Here is a 16,714-nt window from a genome sequence, read left to right on the forward strand (position 1 = left end):
CCCCCCCTTTTCAGGCGCCCAGGATACGGCGGGTGATCGCGACCAGCGCCAGCAACAGCACCAGCGGCAGCACCACCATGCGCAGCACGAAGATCCCGACCAGGGTCAGCGAGGCCGCCAGCATCTCGTCCGCCTTGTCCCACAGGTCTCCGGCCGCGTTGCGATAGGCGTCGATCGTCTCGCGCCAGCCACGGTCTTCGATATTGCCGTCGTCGATGCCGACCAGCAGGCGGGCGGTGTCGGCGATATGATCCAGCACGGCGCTGGCTTCGGCCGCCTTGTCGGCGGTCAGGATGTCGCCGCCCCAGACCCCGAGCGCATAGGCGCAGGGCAGCCCGATGGCGAAGGCAAAGCCCAGCATCCCGCAGGACCCGCCGAACCGCCGCAGCCCCGCCGGAGAGCGATGCCAGCCGACCGCCACATCGCAGCCCGACCGGGTCAGCAGCGCCACCCCCAGCAGCACGAACCCGACCGACGCAACGGGGGCCAGCGACATCGACAGCACGCCCGTCAGTACCGCCACGGCGAAGATCGCGGCGGAGATCCGCTCGACCGTGTCGTCGATGGGTTCCAGCCATTTCAGCGGCTGCACGTTGGCCGACAGACCCATGGAGCCGCCGACCTCGACATCCTGCGCGAAGGAAAGCGCGGCGTTGATCGCGCGCAGCGAGATATAGGTGGCCCCGCTGGCGACGGCGATGTCCTGCTGGTATTTCTCGGCCACGGTGACCAGCGGATTGGCCCGCGGGTTCAGCGCCAGGAAGCCGCAAAGCAGCGCCAGCAGCAGGGCAATGGCCCCCGGTCCGGCGCGGCTCACAACATGCCCGGCACGACCTGGTCCGGCGGCCGGTGGCCATCGGCAAAGGTCTTGATGTTGATGATCACTTTCTCGCCCATCTCGATCCGCCCTTCACGGGTGGCCGACCCCATATGCGGCAGCAGGACGACATTCGACATCTCACGCAGGCGCGGGTTGGCATCGCGCCGCCCACCGAAGACATCAAGCCCTGCCCCGGCGACTTCGCCCGCCCGCAGCATCCGCGTCAGGGCGTTTTCATCGATCACCTCGCCGCGCGAGGTATTCACGATCACCGCCTCGGGCTTCATCAGCTTCAGCCGCCGCGCGTTCAGCAGGTGGAAGGTCGACGGCGTATGCGGGCAATTGACCGAGATCACGTCCATCCGCGCCACCATCTGATCCAGACTGTCCCAGTAGCGGGCCTTCAGATCGGCCTCGGTCTCTTCGCGCAGGCGGCGGCGGTTGTGGTAATGCACCTGCATGCCAAAGGCATTGGCCCGCCGTGCCAGCGCCTGACCGATGCGCCCCATCCCGAGGATGCCAAGCTGCTTGCCCGCCACCCGCGCGCCCTGCAGGGCATTGGGGCTCCAGCCTTCCCAGCCTTCGGTCTGCATCCTGGCCAGCCCTTCGGGAATCCGGCGCAGCAGCGCAAGGATCAGCGCGATGGACATGTCGGCGGTGTCTTCGGTCACCACGTCGGGCGTGTTGGACACGAGGATGCCGCGCTGCCGGGCCGTCGCCACATCGATATGATCCACCCCGGCGCCGTAATTCGCGATCAGCTTCAATTGTGGGCCGGCCTGCGCCAGCAGCGACTGGTCGATCTCGTCCCGCAGGTTCGGCACGAGGACCTCGGCGGTCTTGACGGCCGCAACCAGCTCCTCACGGGACATGGGGCGGTCTTCGGGGCCGGTCTGTATATCGAAAAGCTCGGCCATGCGGGCTTCTACCACCTCGGGCAAGCGTCGCGTAACGACAACAGTCAGGCGTCGATATGGCATTCATTGGCTCCTGCATCTTTCCAAACGCTGCGCGCAGGGGCAAAGTGACGCAAACAGCATCGGGGCACAAGAACTCCGGTCGCAAGAGCAGAGCAGGCTATGATCATGGATACTTGGCGAAGGGGCGCATGCGCGCTGGCGTTCTTCCTGTTTTCCGGCACCGGTGTTCTGTCGGCGACCGAGATACCCGGGCAGGAAGGCGCCGATCCGGTGCTGCCCGCCGCAGCCACGGCGCCGAACGCGTCGGGCGACCAAAGCGCCGCGCTGGCGATGCCCTTGCAAGGCCTTGATGCGGTGACCGAAGCCGGGTCCGAGGCAGGCCTGTCGGTCGGCCCCGTAACCAAGCTGCCCCTGCCCCGCTACCTGTCGATGAAATCCAGCCGCGCCAACGTGCGCCGCGGCCCCAGCAAGACCCATCGCATCGACTGGGAATTCCTGCGCAAGGGCCTGCCGGTGCAGGTGGTGGCCGAATACGGCCACTGGCGCCGCATCCGCGATCACGACGGCATGGGCGGCTGGGTGCACTACGCGCTGATCTCGGGGCATCGCACGGTGCTGGTCGAAAAGAACCTGCTCGAACTGCGCTTCCGTCCCGGCCCCGAAGCCCGTGTCGTCGCCAAGCTCGAAGCCGGCGTGATCGCCGACCTTGGTCGTTGCGAACCCGATTGGTGCCGTGTCTCGGTCGCGGGCTATTCCGGCTGGGCCGAGAAATCCGCGCTCTGGGGTGTCGGAGCCGACGAAATCAGAGAGTGACCCAAGGTCCGCTGGGTGGCGCAGGCGCCGCCGGCCGAGACCTTGAAATTTCACTGCGAATTCCGCGCCGATTTCACCGAAAAAGGGCTTGAACCCCGCGCCGACCCGGAGTAATCAGCGCACCACGTTGGGATGTAGCCAAGTGGTAAGGCAACTGTTTTTGGTACAGTGTACCGTAGGTTCGAATCCTACCATCCCAGCCACTTTCTCTTGAAAAGTGAATGTTTTCAGACCCATCGACAACCCGTGTGGGGTGCTTCGAGGGGGAGGTTACACAGGCGTTTACACATGACGTGACACAGCCCTTCGCCGGGCCTGTCGCGCCGTGTCTCAAGCCGGACAAGATGACCGAGTCGGAGAACGGTCGTCATGGGCACCACGCCATACCTCTGCGAAAGAGCAGGTCGTTTCTATTTCCGCCGGAGAATTCCGGGGTTATCCACATCTAAGACACCCCTGATGGTGTCCCTGGGGACTGCGGATCGAAAATTAGCGCATAGAGTCTGTGTCAGGCTGACAGCACAGATGGACCGCATGCTCGACGAGACCCTGCACAAGACCCTGCCCTCGACGGACGTGGCCGCCTTTTTCAAGGCGGAGCTGCGCCGTTGCGTGGCGCAGGTGCGGCAGGTCCGCCTGGTCGAGCGGATGGACGGAAGCCTGACCCACGAAAAGGCGCGTCGGAACCATCTCGAGACGATCGTCCTGCGCGGCATGATCGAAGACGGCCTGCGCGAGGAAATGTCGCCGGAGCGGTTGGCCGGATTTGCCGCCGAGGATCGCGACATCGCGACCGAGATCCACCACGTCCTGTTCCGGGAATTCCTGTCGCCTGCCTTCAACACGGGCGTCAAGGCCCGCGCACAGGTGCAGGGCAAGCTGTCGCAACTCGACACCCTGCACCTTCGTTGGGCCGCCGTGGAAGCGCGGACAGCTGCCCATGAGGCCGCTGAGGCGGTGCCGCTCCATTCCGGGGATCAGGCGCGGGAAGCGGCGGTGTCGATGCTGCGCGAGATGGTTGAGGAAGCAGTTGGTGGTACCTCCACGGTGCCAGCGCCACCATCGCAGCCGTCTGCCGAGGTGGCTTCCGCGCCGGATCAAGCGGCTGTCCACGCGGTCCCGGCGTTGCCACCCCGGACAGGTTTGACACCGGGTGTGTCTCTCATCGAAGGCCGCATGACCGGTGCCGCCATCCTCGCCCAGATCGACGCCGCGCGGGCACAGCCGGAAGAAGCCGATTTCGACGGCTCCACGGCCTCCCTGCAGGTGGATCGCACCTACGGGGACGACATTGCCGGCACCGCCGTCCGCATGACCTGGCGCATGAAGGGGAACGAGAACACCCGCGACCAGAGACTGAGCTCGGTCGCGCTCTTCATGTATCTCACAGGGGTGCAGCGCGTGTCCGAGATCCGGCAACACAATCTCGACAGCTTCGCCAAGCTGATGCGGAACCGCATGCCTGCGAAGTACTGGCGCAAAGAGGCGGACCGCCACCTGACCGGGCCGGAAACCATGGCGCAGGCCAAGCGCCTCGGGCTGCCCTGCGGCCTTGCCGCCGGCACGATCGAGCGGCACATCAACACGGTTTCCGCCTTGCTGCACCATGCGAAAACAGAGGAAAACGTGAAGGACTTCACCCCGAACCTGCGCGGTCTGATCCCGGAAGACACCCGCGCCCCGAGCGAAATGCGCGCCGTGCCCACGCTGACGGAGCTGCAGAGGCTGTTCAGCCATACCTTGTGGCAGGGCTGCAAGTCTCGCGGGCGGCGGCACCAGCCCGGTGATCTGGTGCTCAAGGACCACAACTATTGGATCAGCCTGCTGCTCGCCTATACCGGGGCCCGCAGAAGCGAGATCGCTGGCCTGCTTGTCGATGACTTCGGCGAAGAGGACGGCATTCCCTTCATCGACCTGCGCCCCAATCACCTGCGCGGCTTGAAAAACGCCTCAAGCACGCGCCGTATCCCATTGCATCCGCATATCCTTGAACTCGGTTTTGCCGATCACGTCCGCACTTGTCGCAAGCGAAGCCTGATTGCCCTCTTCCCCGAGGTCTTGTCGAAATCGCGCCGGCATCTGTCACGGACCGCGCGCCCCGGGGAGGTGACCTATGACAAGCAGTTTGGTAACTGCCTGGATCATCCTCTTCGGATGAGTTTCCAGTACAGCCTCAACGGCAACCCTCGCGGCTTGTCGGGTCATGGCTTCCGACACTACGTGAACGACCACCTCGTCAACCTGCGGCGCGCCGACGGCACCACGCACGCCGTTTCAGAGATCGACCGGATGGACCTTCTGGGGCATACGGCTTCCGGGGTGAACCTGACGACCTACAGGCGCCCGGACAGACCGTTGGGGCCGCTCCATGAGGCGATCAAGTCGTTGCCACGGTTGTTCTAGGAGAGGCTGCTACAGGTTTGCCGGCGCATCCCGCCCCAGCAGGTCGATGAGACCTTCGGGCGGTGCGCCGATGCATTTGAGTATGACCAGCAGCTCGACGACATCCAGCCGCCGCTCGCCCAGTTCGTACTTGGCCACAAAGGACGGCGGCTTGCCCAATTGCCCGGCCAGCTGCGCCTGAGACAACCCCGCATCCTTGCGCAGCGCCACCAGCTGCTCCCGCATCAGGCGATAGGTATCTGAATATGCTGCGCCGGCCACCTGTTTCCCGCCTGAGACCACTGGACACGCCGAGGTAGCCCACATAGGCATTCACTCCCAAATTGGGAGTGATTCTCGGATGAGCTGTCACACCCGAGGAAACGAAGCCGAAAGGACCCCGGCATGCCCTCTTCAGACACCTTCCCCCTCATTCAGCCTAAACCTAGGAAGCAGGCCGGTGCGCGCACTCTCCGTATCGTCGAGGCCATACGTGCGGGACACACCGCACAGTGGGCCACGCTCTTCGAGGGCAGCCCCGCCGTGACATTGCTGGCACGCTCAACATAGGATCAGGCTTAGACTTGAAGGGCGGAGAGCCGACCTTCGCTGCGCCAGACACGAATGACCACAGTACGCAGATAGCGGACCGAGCTTTGGTCATGGCCTGAACCGAAGACCGACTAGCGTTTCGGCGGTCTGAGCCGCAGCCTCTTGATCACTGAGAGCTTCGGGCTGCTTGTTTGCGATCCACCTTGCAGGCCATTCCCCAAGTCTAGGGCTAATACCAAAACCCCAAGAATAGCGGCGGCTGCCAGTATTACCGGGCTGGTCATAATTGTGTCCAGCATGTCAGGCCGGATTACTGCCGGGTTCTCAAGGCCATAGTATGCCAAGTGGAGTTCCAGCCGCGCGGCCTCAGAAAGAACTGATATGATCAGGCCAGGTTCATCTTGGTTGAAAGATGGTGTGATGTGCCCGAAAACTGTGGCTTGAACAGCTTTTCCTCTTTGTCCCCATAGCCAGCCACTACGCCAGATTTCGATTGAAGCACCTCGTGACAGCTTTCCCTGTTTCACGGTCTCCATCGTTGGTCGGAACAGAGAAGAGGCTAGGCTCTCCTGTCGCGCCTCCCAATGGCCTGAAAGCAGATAATCGCGTGCGCCTGACGCTATGTTACCGCCAAAGATAATCGCCCCGTTTACGGCGAGGACGCCATGCCGCATCCAAGTTTCGCTAGGAATGACAAGTCGGTCGCCGTCGTCCAAGACCGGCGCAGCTCCAGATATGGCTTCGACCTGAAGGCTGTTGTCGGGTCGCAGCCGCACCGAAACTACGGCGCCTGGCGGCCAATCCAATATTCGAGGTCCGCTTTCAGAAACCGTGAAAATAACCGAGGGACAGTACTCATTTGGTTTGGCTGTAGGATCCGGCGCCTTTGCCTCACAGAGCACAGCGTTTTCAAGTTCCCAAGTGTTCGTGTCTCCGCGCAGTGCCAGAATGGCGCCGAAGGTGCGGGCCTCTACGAGGAAGGTGCGTGTCCAGGACCCCCAGATCACAGCAATACAGAAAGAAACGACAATCAGCCCCGCAATCCAGGCCGTGATCTTGCGCAATAGATTTTTCGGGTTTTGATCACTCATATTCAGGGTCTTGCCGGAACCGCGAGATAGATTTCATCCTGCGAAGTGCTTCCGTTGTCGCGCACCCTAAAAACGCTCAACTTAAGCCGCTCCCCGGGCGGAAGATCAGCCATCTGGCAGAGGGTATCATACGCGGTACGAGCCGGAGCCTCGACTGGTTCGCAAACAGTTGGAAGCTGGGGATTGTCGCCAATATAGACAAAAACCTTGGTGGCTCGGAAGGAATTAACCAGAAGCGAGACCCTGCTGCTATCCTTACCATTCCAAAAAGCCACAGTGGTATCCGACGATTGCCCGGAAGAACAGGAGCCGAGGGATATTTTGATCGCCAGCGAGTCTTTTGGCGCCGTGGCCAAAATCTCCTCGTATTGGGTGTCGAACGGAATTGCGACTTTGGTTTCATCTTCTTCTTGAATACCAAGATAGTCGGAGACACGGTAAGTGTTAACGGCTTCATACAAACCGTTCGCCGAAACAACGCGCGCGCAGATTTCCTTCCCGCGCCAGCTAAGTGGAATATGCGCGCGAAGATCGATGTTTTCAGTGTCCGATTGCTGGACCTGAATGCCTGCGAAAACCGCTCCGGAAATCCGTGCAGCTTCGGTCAATTGCTCCAAGAATGGCACAGTGCCGTTCACTGGCTCGTTCGCCAAGACAACTGTGTTGTCCGAGCTGCCGGTTTGTGCTGCAACAGGCACAGCCAGAGTTGGCAATAGGAGAAGCGAGCATATGGTCCGGATCATTTCAGCCCTCTTGGTGTTAATGCAAATAGCAATAGCCTACCCGACTTTGGGATCTGCGCAAACAGTTCGCGTCCTCAATGGCGACGGCGAACATGGACACGGCTTCATGTTCATGCATCTGGGCAACTGTTATGTCGTTCTGCCGCGCCATGTTGCCGGTGCGGATTACTTTCCAAGGATCAATCTCTCAACGTCTGCGCCGGTCGTCAGCGGAACTGGGACCGTGATCCGCCCTTTCTGGGAAGGCATCGACCTGGCACTCGCCGTAGCCTCCGAAGCGATGCGCCCAAGGTGTACGGCTGAGTTGGAAGATCTGACGCCTTCACGTGCGGCACAAGCTGCTTCGATAGCTCAGCTCCTACGTCTGATGCCTGACGGATCGGAAGAAAGGGTGCAAATTTTGGTCAAAGACCGAAGTTATCTGACCTTTGACGGACAAGTATCCGACACAGACGGCGCCGAGATTGCCCAGGGTACGTCTGGTGCATTCGCCTTCTCCGGGACCGATCCCATCGGCATGGCCATCACCTCGGATGATACGCAACGGGCAACTTTCATGCGTGCCGAGGAAATTCGGCTCAATATCGGGCGCTACCTTTCGCAAAGCGGTAGTGCAACTCGGCCCGAGAGAATTGGAATCCCATCTGAGACCTCTCAGCTCAGCGAGGGGGCTTTGCCTCTTACCTTGGTTTCCGCGAGCGTACCTGCAATTGGGCCATCGCAAGCACCCGAAAATATGCTGAGTGACGGCTTGTTCGTCTTTGCACCGTCTCAGCGCATGATCTTCGATTTTCGATTCGAACCGGATGAAGCACATCCGCTTTCTCGGTTGCGCATAACCTCGCCATCTGATGGCGACTATGCGGTGCCGAAGAACGTGCTGGTTCAGGTCGCGATTGATGCGGAGGGCAGTTCTTTCCGGACATATCAACGCCGCCAGGTAGGACCTGATGGTGTGCTGGATACAGGCAATATCGCGCAGAGATTTGTCCGCCGCCTCAGGGTCATCGTACTGGATGCCTGGGGCGACGGGCTGATCGCTATCGACAACGTGTCGGCCTGGTAGGTTTAGTCGATCAGGCTAATAGTAAAGGGCAAGGGCTCATGTACATTCTGCAAATTGGCAGTGCCCGACAGTGATCCATCATCAGCGACTATGGCCCGGCCATTCATGTAATATGGCGTGAGAAAAATGCCGTCGCTATTAACTGTGACAAAGCAATTTTCTTCGCTGTCTCCCGCGACTCCGTAGCATCGTTTGACTTCATAGTATTGTCCGACAGGGATCCGCCAGTATCCAACCATGTCGGCATCAAGGGTGCCGTTCCAAAGGTCGCGCACGATTCTTGGGAAATCACCATCTTCCACCTTTGACCCGTCGAAACGAATACTGAAGATTGGACCGGTTTGAAGATAGGTTTCAAACGCAACACGCTTGACCGTCGGGTTTGGCGAGAGAATACCGTACTCCAGCGCCATTCGGACGAGTGATTCATCACCAGTTCCAAGCATGATTTCCATCGCCGCGAGGCTTCGCGCAGGATCGGGATTGTTGAGCAATTCCTGATAAGGGTTCATGTCTCTCATCTTCTGATCGACCATGGCCGCAATCTCTTCCGGCGACAGGGTCTGAGACATTGCGCCAATGGGTGAAGAAATGAACAGTGCTGATATAAAAATTCGAAAGTTCAATGCATTGACCTCTTGTTGTGAGTTTACCATCATTGCGAATGGAGCATGCAATTGGCGGCTTGGTCTAGTCAGGACCTCCCCTTTCCGGGTTTTTCTGGGGTTCTTCCTTTCGTTACTTTGCCCGAAGTCAGGCCGCCTAGCCTAGAAGAATACGTTAAGGACATATCTCGTCCCTAAGCAAGAACGGTTCCTTCCGCATCTCGATCCTATCTTGACTGCCTCCAGAGCTGATCCCGCTGGTCTCTTATCTGAAGCGTATTTAAGAGCACGGCTTGCTGCCGATAGTAGAAAAATGTCCACTTCGGGCTGGAACCGGCCAGCCACTGCGCATGGCGCGAAGGGCGGCTTTGGGCCGACTTTCCTTCGCTTGGAGAAGGGCATTCAAAGGTTCACGCCTACGGGAGCTTGTCATCAGGTCAAGTGAGCACTCTGTCGGTATAGAACGAGCTTTGAGGTCGGGTCATGATGCTAAACCGCGATAGATGCGGCAGTCCGACAAGGCGGCCTCCTTCAAACTCGCCGCGGAACGCAGACACTTTGCCCCAGCCCGTTGGATGCTTCTCCAAGTGGCGAATGTCGAGCATTTCTGATAGGATCTTGGTGGTCAATGCGCCCATCGTAACAATCAGCGGTGGCTGTGACGTTTGCAGCGCCTCTGTCCAAAGCTCTTTCCCGAACTGAACAGATTGCTTTCGGCTTTTCAGACTTTTCCAGTCTCGTGAACGGAACGGGACGAGGTTTCCGGCCAAGACCTCTTCTGGCTCTATTTCGAGCTTGGCGAAGAGGGATAAGACCTGCTTTTGTAGCGGGTGCTGGCTAGGTGCGCATCCGGCCCAGCTTTCATGACTGTACGCACTTCCTCGCTCCATTGCGTATCTGCCGTGTATGTCTTCTTCGACCGAACCTCCGGGATTCAGACCTATGAATGCTACTGAGGCTCTCGCTAGAGTTTCGGGAGGGCTGTAGAGAAAGCGCCATCCAAGGGTGTTTCCACTCCGCTGATATGCTTCTTCGATCCGGCCCCTAAAACTCATTGAGATCGTGCCTGTGATTGAAAAGTTATCCTCATGCTGCATAATACACGAATGACCGAAAGGGGAGCCTCGTTGCAAGACTCAAGAATGACGGCTCTGCGCCGAAGTTACCTCGCGCGTCGCACAAGCCCCTCCCGAATGGACTTGATTTCTTCTTCAAGGTGGTTGCCGCGGTAGACAAATGAAGTCTCGTGACGGGCATATTGACCTTTTCTATCCGCGCTAAGCCAATTGAACGATCCGGCGCAGAGAAGATCCTTGTCAATAGTCACAATCTTGCTGTGCAGCTTCGGTACACTGTGCAGCACAACGCCAATTTCGGAAAGCATGCGTTCAACGACTTCCATCTGGCTGAACCCGCCCGCTGCAGCGCCGGTGTTCAGCAACGGGTCGGAAAAGACCTCGATCTCGGCCCCGCGCTGCCGTGCCGCTGACATTGCATCCATTAGACCGGTCCTCTTGATCGTTCCTGCAACGACCCAAGGGCTGACGATCATGTACCTGCGACCTTCACCTCGCAGAGCATCCAGCAAGAAGGTGTCATGCTCGGCGGCCTGCTGAAGCATCTCGAACCTTGCTTCGCCTCGGGCCAGATCTTCGCGGGGTTCCATGGCGAAATCCAACGCCTTGCCATTTGCTGCCAGGAATTCGGATAGCAATGCGCGGGGGGAGCCGCTACGGGCCGTTGCGAGAACATCCAAATCGCCGAAGACGAGGCAGCTGTCCTTGGCCCGCGAAACGGTCACGTTCAGCATGCTGGGCGAGGCGTCGATAAAGCCTCCGTCGGCGTGCTTGGAATAGACTGGCGAAAAGATCACCACGGGCCGTTCGGCGCCCTGCAGCGCGTGTACGGTGCCAATGGTCATGCAGTCGCGACCTGACACGGTGATGCCACGCGCGGCGCAGGCATCGCGGATGGCGCGCATTTGCTGCCCAAATGGGGTGACGACCCCAACAACCTGCTCCAGTGGGCGACCGTAGCGGCCTTCGAGCAATGCTCGGCTTTCCTCGAGCCAGGCAGCGATTGTCTTGGCCTCGACGGGGTTGGCGCGGCTTCCGCCACTCGTGAACGCACGACCTTCGACATGCAGGTAGCCAAGTGCCGGAAGAGGAGCCTCCGCTGGTGCCGGACCACGCATAGGACGCAGCATTCCCTTATAACACAGGGCGTTGCTGAACCCGATGATTTCGTCATGGCAGCGGCGATGTTCGAACAGGTAGAGGCCACGATCCAATTCAGGCCATGGGGAGATCTTGCAAGCTTGTTGCGCGAGACGCATGGCACTGCCGCTTGTCGACCGAATACCACTGACGTCGACCTGGTCCGGCACCTCTTCACCGTCGACCAAGCCATTGTCTTTCAGATTGCCGATATCGACGGGTCCGGGCACGGCCGAGATCGGCTCAATCTGCTGCGTGTCGCCTATGACCAGCGCACGTTTGGCCAGGGCGAAGGAGGCTCCGGCAACCTCGGGCAGAACCTGCCCGGCCTCGTCGACGATCAGCAGGTCGATGAAGTTGTAGAGGCTGTCCTTCGCGAACTTGCCATCTTGGAACCGGCTGCAGGCAAGTTTCCCAGGGAGGCTGGCAAAAGTGGCCACGGCGCAGGGAGTCAGCATCATCCGTCGTTTCCAGCGAGGCTCCACGGCCTTTCGCCCGGTCTTTTCATGCGAGGTGGTGATAGAGCCGAGATCGGCACCCATCGCCATGAGCCACCGTCCTTCCCAATAGTGGGTCGCAAGCAGGAAGAGGTGGAAACGGGTATCGACGTCCACCCGCCGTTCCAGTTCGCCCACATCCTCCGAGCCTCCAAAGAGCTCCGCCGCCTCACGCCACGCAAGTTCGCTGGCCAACGCTTGCTCCCTCAGGCTCTTGGCGCGGGAGAGGTGCTGCTCGGCGATGGACAAAGCTTGCTTGCGATCTCTGAGGCCATGCGCGACACGCGCTTCGAGATCATCGACGTTGGTCGCGCCCCGCAACAGGTTAAGATCCTCTCCGACTGCCAGGCGCGCCCGCATGGCGCGCTTGCGCTTGACCGATGAAATGAACCCGAACAGACCCGTGAGCCAGGACTCCGAGGCGAGGTATCGGGTCAGAGCCATGTGTGCGGCCGTCAGTCGATCGGCTTCCATGCGGCGGGCGTAGACTGTCTTTGTGCGTCGGGCATGCTCCGCTTCCGGATCTTCGCCAAGTTCCGACTTGAGGGCGGCGGCCGAGGATTTGCGTTGGACAAATGCAGTATCGAGGTCACGGAGTTTGTTGGTCTCTTCGGCTAGCCGATGCCGGAGCTTTGCAACAAACCCGGCAACATCCGATCCCTCAAAAGCCGGGAATGCCGTTCCTGCAGCCCCCAGCCAGGCGGCCTTGGCGCGTTCGAAGTAGGCTACGGACTCGCATTCCGCCTGAAAGGCCTCCGTCTGATAGCGCTGCGCAGCTTCCATGCGGCGGGCATGTGACGGCAGGAACAACCCGAAGCTCTTGATGTCCGGCAACCATCGCCCGGCGAACACACCCTCGCCCACCGCGAAGTCTTTGCCGAAGGCGTCGATGATGTTGGTGACCGCCTGGTTGTTGGACGACGCCGCCACAATCACCGGCGGGTCGCCTCCCTTCAGCGCGGCTTTCACCCATAGCCCCGCGACGGCCGAGAGCAGCATGGTGGTCTTGCCCGTCCCAGGCGGACCGTTCACCGCGATCACCTCGCCGGGTTTTGCGACGTCGAGCCATGACAAGACTTGCCGTTGATTTTCCGCCAGCGGGAAATGCGGATTCGAATGTCCGAGACGCCGGGCAAATTCCTGCTCGATCACGTCATCCAGCTTCCCGTCTGACCTGGTAGGGTTGGCAATTCGGCGCAGAAGTGGCGTATCAGGTTCATCAGCCAGAAGACTGTCATAAAGATCCAGTATTCCGCGCACCGTTGCCGCAGCGCCTTCAGACGCTTCGATGAAGCCACTCCCGGAATACAGATAATCTGTTTCCTCCGAGGGCCAGCCCGGCGAAAGGGCGTCGACCATCTGTCGGCAATGCTGGCGGTAGTCCTGCCAGCCGTCGGCGATCGTCATGTCCGGCAGGGGTGTCGTCGTCAGGAATGCGTCAAGCGCCTCCACCGATCCGAGGGCAAAGGCACCGCGGGGTAACGGTGTCAGCAGATCGCGCGCTATGGCATTGCGCGTCGGCACGAGTCTTCCTGCTCGATCCACAAAGCCTTCGGTGACGACAGGCGCGACGATCTCCGGCATGCCATCAGCGCGCGAGGCAGCATGCGAGGCCCTTCGGACAGTCACCAAAGGCCAGAAGCGCACCATAACTGTACCGGCACCATCCTTACCCTGAAACAGCTTTTGAACCAGCGGCCTTGGCAGGCAGCCTGTCCTGAGCGCCTCATTCGGGAGCTCAAGGAAACGCTTTCGATCCGTCGTACGAAACGTCCCCTCGCCGAGTGCGCCATCTGCCAGTGAGGTCCGCCAGTACCGAAGAACGTTTGAAAAAGGTGCGGACATGAGAAAGGGCCTTGAAAACATTTCTGAAAGAAAACTGCACGCCCACCGTAGCTTGCGCACAGTTTTCCTGACTAGTGGCCGTTTGGAAAAAAACAACTAGGGCGGGTCTCTCAGACGAACGACGGTTGCGCCACCTTGTCAGCCAAGGAATCTTCTCAGGAGGCCCCGGCGGCAAGTCAGCGGGATGGCAATATCCGGGTACAGGGCAGTACCGATTGTCCAAGTCTAGTGTGGGCCGGAACGGCTGACGATCGCGACGATCTGAACCCTTGTCGCCATACCGCTCTGTTCGCTTGGCGGACTGACGCAACACGTCTCCGGTTGCCCCGCTTCAAGTCGGCAACCTCCTCGCGGTCCATATTGTTCGGAAGCTTTCGGAGATGGCCGCTGCGGACAGGCGCTCGCTTGACCCTTCGCTGACCGGCGATCTGCGACCCATATCAGGGCACCACCTTGAGGCCAATGGACATAGGATGAACGCCGGACTATCGTTGGCACACGAAGTTGCACAAAAGGTCACACGGCGCATCTTTCCGGACGACAGGAACGACTGCAAGCCACTGAAATTAAATAGCTTCACATCGAGACTCTGGCTGGTGTCGGGTTCCTACCATCCCAGCCATTTTCTCTTGAAAAGTGAATGTTTTCAGACCCATCGACAACCCGTGTGGGGTGCTTCGAGGGGGAGGTTACACAGGCGTTTACACATGACGTGACACAGCCCTTCGCCGGGCCTGTCGCGCCGTGTCTCAAGCCGGACAAGATGACCGAGTCGGAGAACGGTCGTCATGGGCACCACGCCATACCTCTGCGAAAGAGCAGATCGTTTCTATTTCCGCCGGAGAATTCCGGGGTTATCCACATCTAAGACACCCCTGATGGTGTCCCTGGGGACTGTGGATCGAAAATTAGCGCATAGAGTCTGTGTCCGACTGACAGCACAGATGGACCGCATGCTCGACGAGACCCTGCACAAGACCCTGCCCTCGACGGACGTGGCCGCCTTTTTCAAGGCGGAGCTGCGCCGTTGCGTGGCGCAGGTGCGGCAGGTCCGCCTGGTCGAGCGGATGGACGGCAGCCTGACCGACGAAAAGGCGCGTCGGAACCATCTTGAGACGATCGTCCTGCGCGGCATGGTCGAAGACGGCCTGCGCGAGGAAATGTCGCCGGAGCGGTTGGCCGGATTTGCCGCCGAGGATCGCGACATCGCGACCGAGATCCACCACGTCCTGTTCCGGGAATTCCTGTCGCCTGCCTTCAACACGGGCGTCAAGGCCCGCGCACAGGTGCAGGGCGTCAGCCGGCGCGATCAGCGGCGGAAGGAGCGTCATGGTGGCAAGGCCACGCCATGCACAAACCGTCTGGCGGTGTCGCGTTGACGAGCGCGATGTTGCTGCTTGCCTGATCCGGTCTGGCCCTCACGGCTGAGGCACAATCATTCCCTGGGTGGGGGCGGGCCGCGACCTGCATCGGCGGAGGCGTCGCAGACCGCTGTCGGATCCCCCAGGGCGCAGCCGTACTGCGCCGCAAAGCAGCCGATGAACTGGTTCGTCCCTGCCACGTCGGAATGATAGTGATACCCCAGACCCTGCTCGGCATGCCCATTGCAGACGTCCACATCAGTGGTCTCCGCGTCGCTCAGGGCCGCGTAGATATCATACCCGTCCATCGCCACGGCCACGAGGGCTTCGTGGTCGACATCGGATGCCGCGACCTGCGGTTCGCAACCGACCAACCCATGGTAGTGATAGCCTGTGTGGGGATTCACATGCCCCACGCAGCTGTCCATCAGACCCAGCGTATGGTTGCCCTCGATCAGGTCCAGCGGCGCCGGCGCATCCAGCTTCACGCCGTTGAAAGCCAGCCCGACGCCCGGCGCGGGGCCGATACGTGTGGCCTCGCCCTCCAGCCGGACGGGTACAAGCGGGATCACGTAGGTTTCCGAGGTGTCCTCGCTCAGGTACTTGACCTCGCATTCGACACAGTAGTTCGTATAGTCCGCCGCGCTGTCGGGATCGCCCGCCACCTCGCAGCCAAGCTCGCCCTCGACAAGAATGACATCGCCGGTTTCGGGGTCGAACATTTGCCAGGCGTCATCCCGGAACAGGACCGCGAGCCTTTCGACAAAGCTGCCATCGGCGACCACGACTTCGTCATTGTAGAACCATGTACCGGCCTCTTCGGGCGGGGTGTCGATGGATCTGGGGCAGTAGGGACCCGTAGGGTGATTGGACGGGGCCGGCCCCGTGGTGATCCGAATGCAGAGGGATTGTTCACCCCCCGACAGGGTGCAGTCGACCATATCGGGCTCGCCGATCACCCCGGCATCCTTGTAAAGATCGACAAGCTGGTCGAACCGGGCCTGCTGTGCCGCCGTTTGCGCGGCTGCGGGCGAGGTCGCTGTGACAAGGCCGAAGGCCAGCGCCGAGAGGGTAATGGTCCAACGCATCTCGTGCTCCATTCATCGCAGTTTCCAGTCCGTCGCACCCTGAATACTCTACGCGGCTTCAGCAAGGAAGCTGTTCAAGCAGGCAGCTTGCGCAGGCGACCGCCCCCGGAACCGCGGCAACATCCCTTTCAGGTCATCGCTGCGCTGTCTCGGCGCCCCTGGCCTAGCCCTCATCTGCCCGTAGACGCGCCACCAGATCCTCCAACCCGACCGGCTTGTAATCTGTCTGTTCAAGGCTCACGCAAAGGTGCCTCTCTGTCGGTGCGGGCCTGCCATGCAGATGGCCGTGGATGTTGAAATCGAACCGGTCGGCAAGGCCCCTGCCCCGCGACAGGTCAATCGGCACATGCGTCAGGGCGATCTTCTCTGCAACCTCGACGTTCCAGAGAGCAATCGACGTGAAGGCGGCGGCCAGGTTGCCGTCCAGTGGATTGTCGTGATTGCCGAGGATCAGGTGCTTCTGCCCATTCAGCCGGGCCAGCATTTCCCAGCCGGTACCGGTATAGACATCCCCGAGGTGCAGAACCACGTCCCCGGCCGCGATGTGATCGTTCCAGTTGTCCGCAAGGCATTCGTTCATTTCGGATACCGTCGCGAAGGGTCGCGTCGATTTCCCCTCGGCCAGTTCGGTACCCACAAGATTTCTGTCGCCGAAATGCGTGTCCGAGATGATCCATGTTGTCATGTTCGTTTCCTTGTTGGTTTCGACACGCGC

14 protein-coding genes, 1 tRNA gene and 1 pseudogene are annotated in these 16,714 nt (G+C 60.4%); 6 read left to right on the forward strand and 10 right to left on the reverse strand.

The features are described 5' to 3' along the window. Window positions 1-10: 10 nt before the first annotated feature. Together PSAL_RS10335 and PSAL_RS10340 are read right to left on the reverse strand one after the other, a co-directional pair. A complete protein-coding gene (locus PSAL_RS10335) occupies window positions 11-817 on the reverse strand; it encodes a hypothetical protein (protein ID WP_119837804.1) in 807 nt (268 codons plus the stop codon). Next, window positions 814-1,800, reverse strand: coding sequence for a 2-hydroxyacid dehydrogenase (locus PSAL_RS10340; RefSeq protein WP_119837803.1), 987 nt, complete (start codon window positions 1,798-1,800; stop codon window positions 814-816). The genes PSAL_RS10335 and PSAL_RS10340 overlap by 4 nt, the downstream gene beginning before the upstream one ends. Window positions 1,801-1,905: 105 nt before the next feature. Between PSAL_RS10340 and PSAL_RS10345 the strand changes: the two genes are divergently transcribed. The 4 genes and pseudogenes from PSAL_RS10345 to PSAL_RS10355 all read left to right on the forward strand — a co-directional run bounded on the left by PSAL_RS10345 (window position 1,906) and on the right by PSAL_RS10355 (window position 4,956). Next, window positions 1,906-2,553: an SH3 domain-containing protein gene (locus tag PSAL_RS10345; protein WP_408004182.1), complete on the forward strand. Its 648-nt coding sequence runs from the start codon at window positions 1,906-1,908 to the stop codon at window positions 2,551-2,553. A 128-nt stretch (window positions 2,554-2,681) separates the two neighbouring features. Continuing rightward, window positions 2,682-2,756: transfer RNA gene (locus tag PSAL_RS10350), tRNA-Gln, on the forward strand. A gap of 166 nt (window positions 2,757-2,922) precedes the next feature. Then, a pseudogene (locus PSAL_RS19370) lies at window positions 2,923-3,087 on the forward strand (DUF6538 domain-containing protein); the annotation flags it as partial. After that, window positions 3,088-4,956, forward strand: coding sequence for a site-specific integrase (locus tag PSAL_RS10355; RefSeq protein ID WP_196941843.1), 1,869 nt, complete (start codon window positions 3,088-3,090; stop codon window positions 4,954-4,956). 9 nt (window positions 4,957-4,965) lie between these two features. Here the strand turns inward: PSAL_RS10355 and PSAL_RS10360 are convergent, their stop codons facing one another. From PSAL_RS10360 to PSAL_RS10370, 3 genes are all read right to left on the reverse strand, one after another. Then, the gene (locus PSAL_RS10360; protein WP_231388483.1) at window positions 4,966-5,217 is read right to left on the reverse strand and encodes a helix-turn-helix domain-containing protein; all 252 of its coding nucleotides are present in this window, start codon (window positions 5,215-5,217) and stop codon (window positions 4,966-4,968) included. A gap of 401 nt (window positions 5,218-5,618) precedes the next feature. Next, window positions 5,619-6,578, reverse strand: coding sequence for a hypothetical protein (locus PSAL_RS10365; protein WP_119837801.1), 960 nt, complete (start codon window positions 6,576-6,578; stop codon window positions 5,619-5,621). A gap of 2 nt (window positions 6,579-6,580) precedes the next feature. Continuing rightward, the gene (locus PSAL_RS10370; protein ID WP_119837800.1) at window positions 6,581-7,321 is read right to left on the reverse strand and encodes a hypothetical protein; all 741 of its coding nucleotides are present in this window, start codon (window positions 7,319-7,321) and stop codon (window positions 6,581-6,583) included. Here PSAL_RS10370 and PSAL_RS10375 point away from each other — a divergent pair. Continuing rightward, window positions 7,308-8,387 (forward strand): hypothetical protein, encoded by a 1,080-nt coding sequence (locus PSAL_RS10375; protein ID WP_119837799.1) that lies wholly within the window; start codon window positions 7,308-7,310, stop codon window positions 8,385-8,387. The two genes, PSAL_RS10370 and PSAL_RS10375, sit on opposite strands and share 14 nt — an antisense overlap. 2 nt (window positions 8,388-8,389) lie before the next feature. Here the strand turns inward: PSAL_RS10375 and PSAL_RS10380 are convergent, their stop codons facing one another. The 3 genes from PSAL_RS10380 to PSAL_RS10390 all read right to left on the reverse strand — a co-directional run bounded on the left by PSAL_RS10380 (window position 8,390) and on the right by PSAL_RS10390 (window position 13,289). Next, complete coding sequence (locus PSAL_RS10380; protein ID WP_231388484.1) at window positions 8,390-9,046, reverse strand: hypothetical protein; 657 nt, start codon at window positions 9,044-9,046, stop codon at window positions 8,390-8,392. Window positions 9,047-9,429: 383 nt separating this feature from the next. Then, on the reverse strand, window positions 9,430-10,089 hold the full coding sequence (locus tag PSAL_RS10385) for a uracil-DNA glycosylase family protein (RefSeq protein ID WP_119837798.1): 660 nt from the start codon (window positions 10,087-10,089) through the stop codon (window positions 9,430-9,432). A gap of 65 nt (window positions 10,090-10,154) precedes the next feature. Beyond that, on the reverse strand, window positions 10,155-13,289 hold the full coding sequence (locus PSAL_RS10390; protein WP_196222689.1) for an AAA domain-containing protein: 3,135 nt from the start codon (window positions 13,287-13,289) through the stop codon (window positions 10,155-10,157). A 1,205-nt stretch (window positions 13,290-14,494) separates the two neighbouring features. Here PSAL_RS10390 and PSAL_RS10395 point away from each other — a divergent pair. Beyond that, a complete protein-coding gene (locus tag PSAL_RS10395; RefSeq protein ID WP_119837796.1) occupies window positions 14,495-14,929 on the forward strand; it encodes a hypothetical protein in 435 nt (144 codons plus the stop codon). 56 nt (window positions 14,930-14,985) lie between these two features. Here PSAL_RS10395 and PSAL_RS10400 read toward each other — a convergent pair whose 3' ends face one another. Together PSAL_RS10400 and PSAL_RS10405 are read right to left on the reverse strand one after the other, a co-directional pair. Next, window positions 14,986-15,999 carry a YHYH protein gene (locus tag PSAL_RS10400; RefSeq protein WP_196222688.1) on the reverse strand — a complete coding sequence of 338 codons (1,014 nt, stop codon included), beginning with the start codon at window positions 15,997-15,999 and terminating at the stop codon, window positions 14,986-14,988. Between the two features lie 163 nt (window positions 16,000-16,162). Further along, complete coding sequence (locus PSAL_RS10405; protein ID WP_119837794.1) at window positions 16,163-16,684, reverse strand: metallophosphoesterase; 522 nt, start codon at window positions 16,682-16,684, stop codon at window positions 16,163-16,165. Window positions 16,685-16,714: the final 30 nt, after the last annotated feature.

This window comes from Pseudooceanicola algae (assembly GCF_003590145.2).
Taxonomy (GTDB): Bacteria; Pseudomonadota; Alphaproteobacteria; order Rhodobacterales; family Rhodobacteraceae; genus Pseudooceanicola; species Pseudooceanicola algae.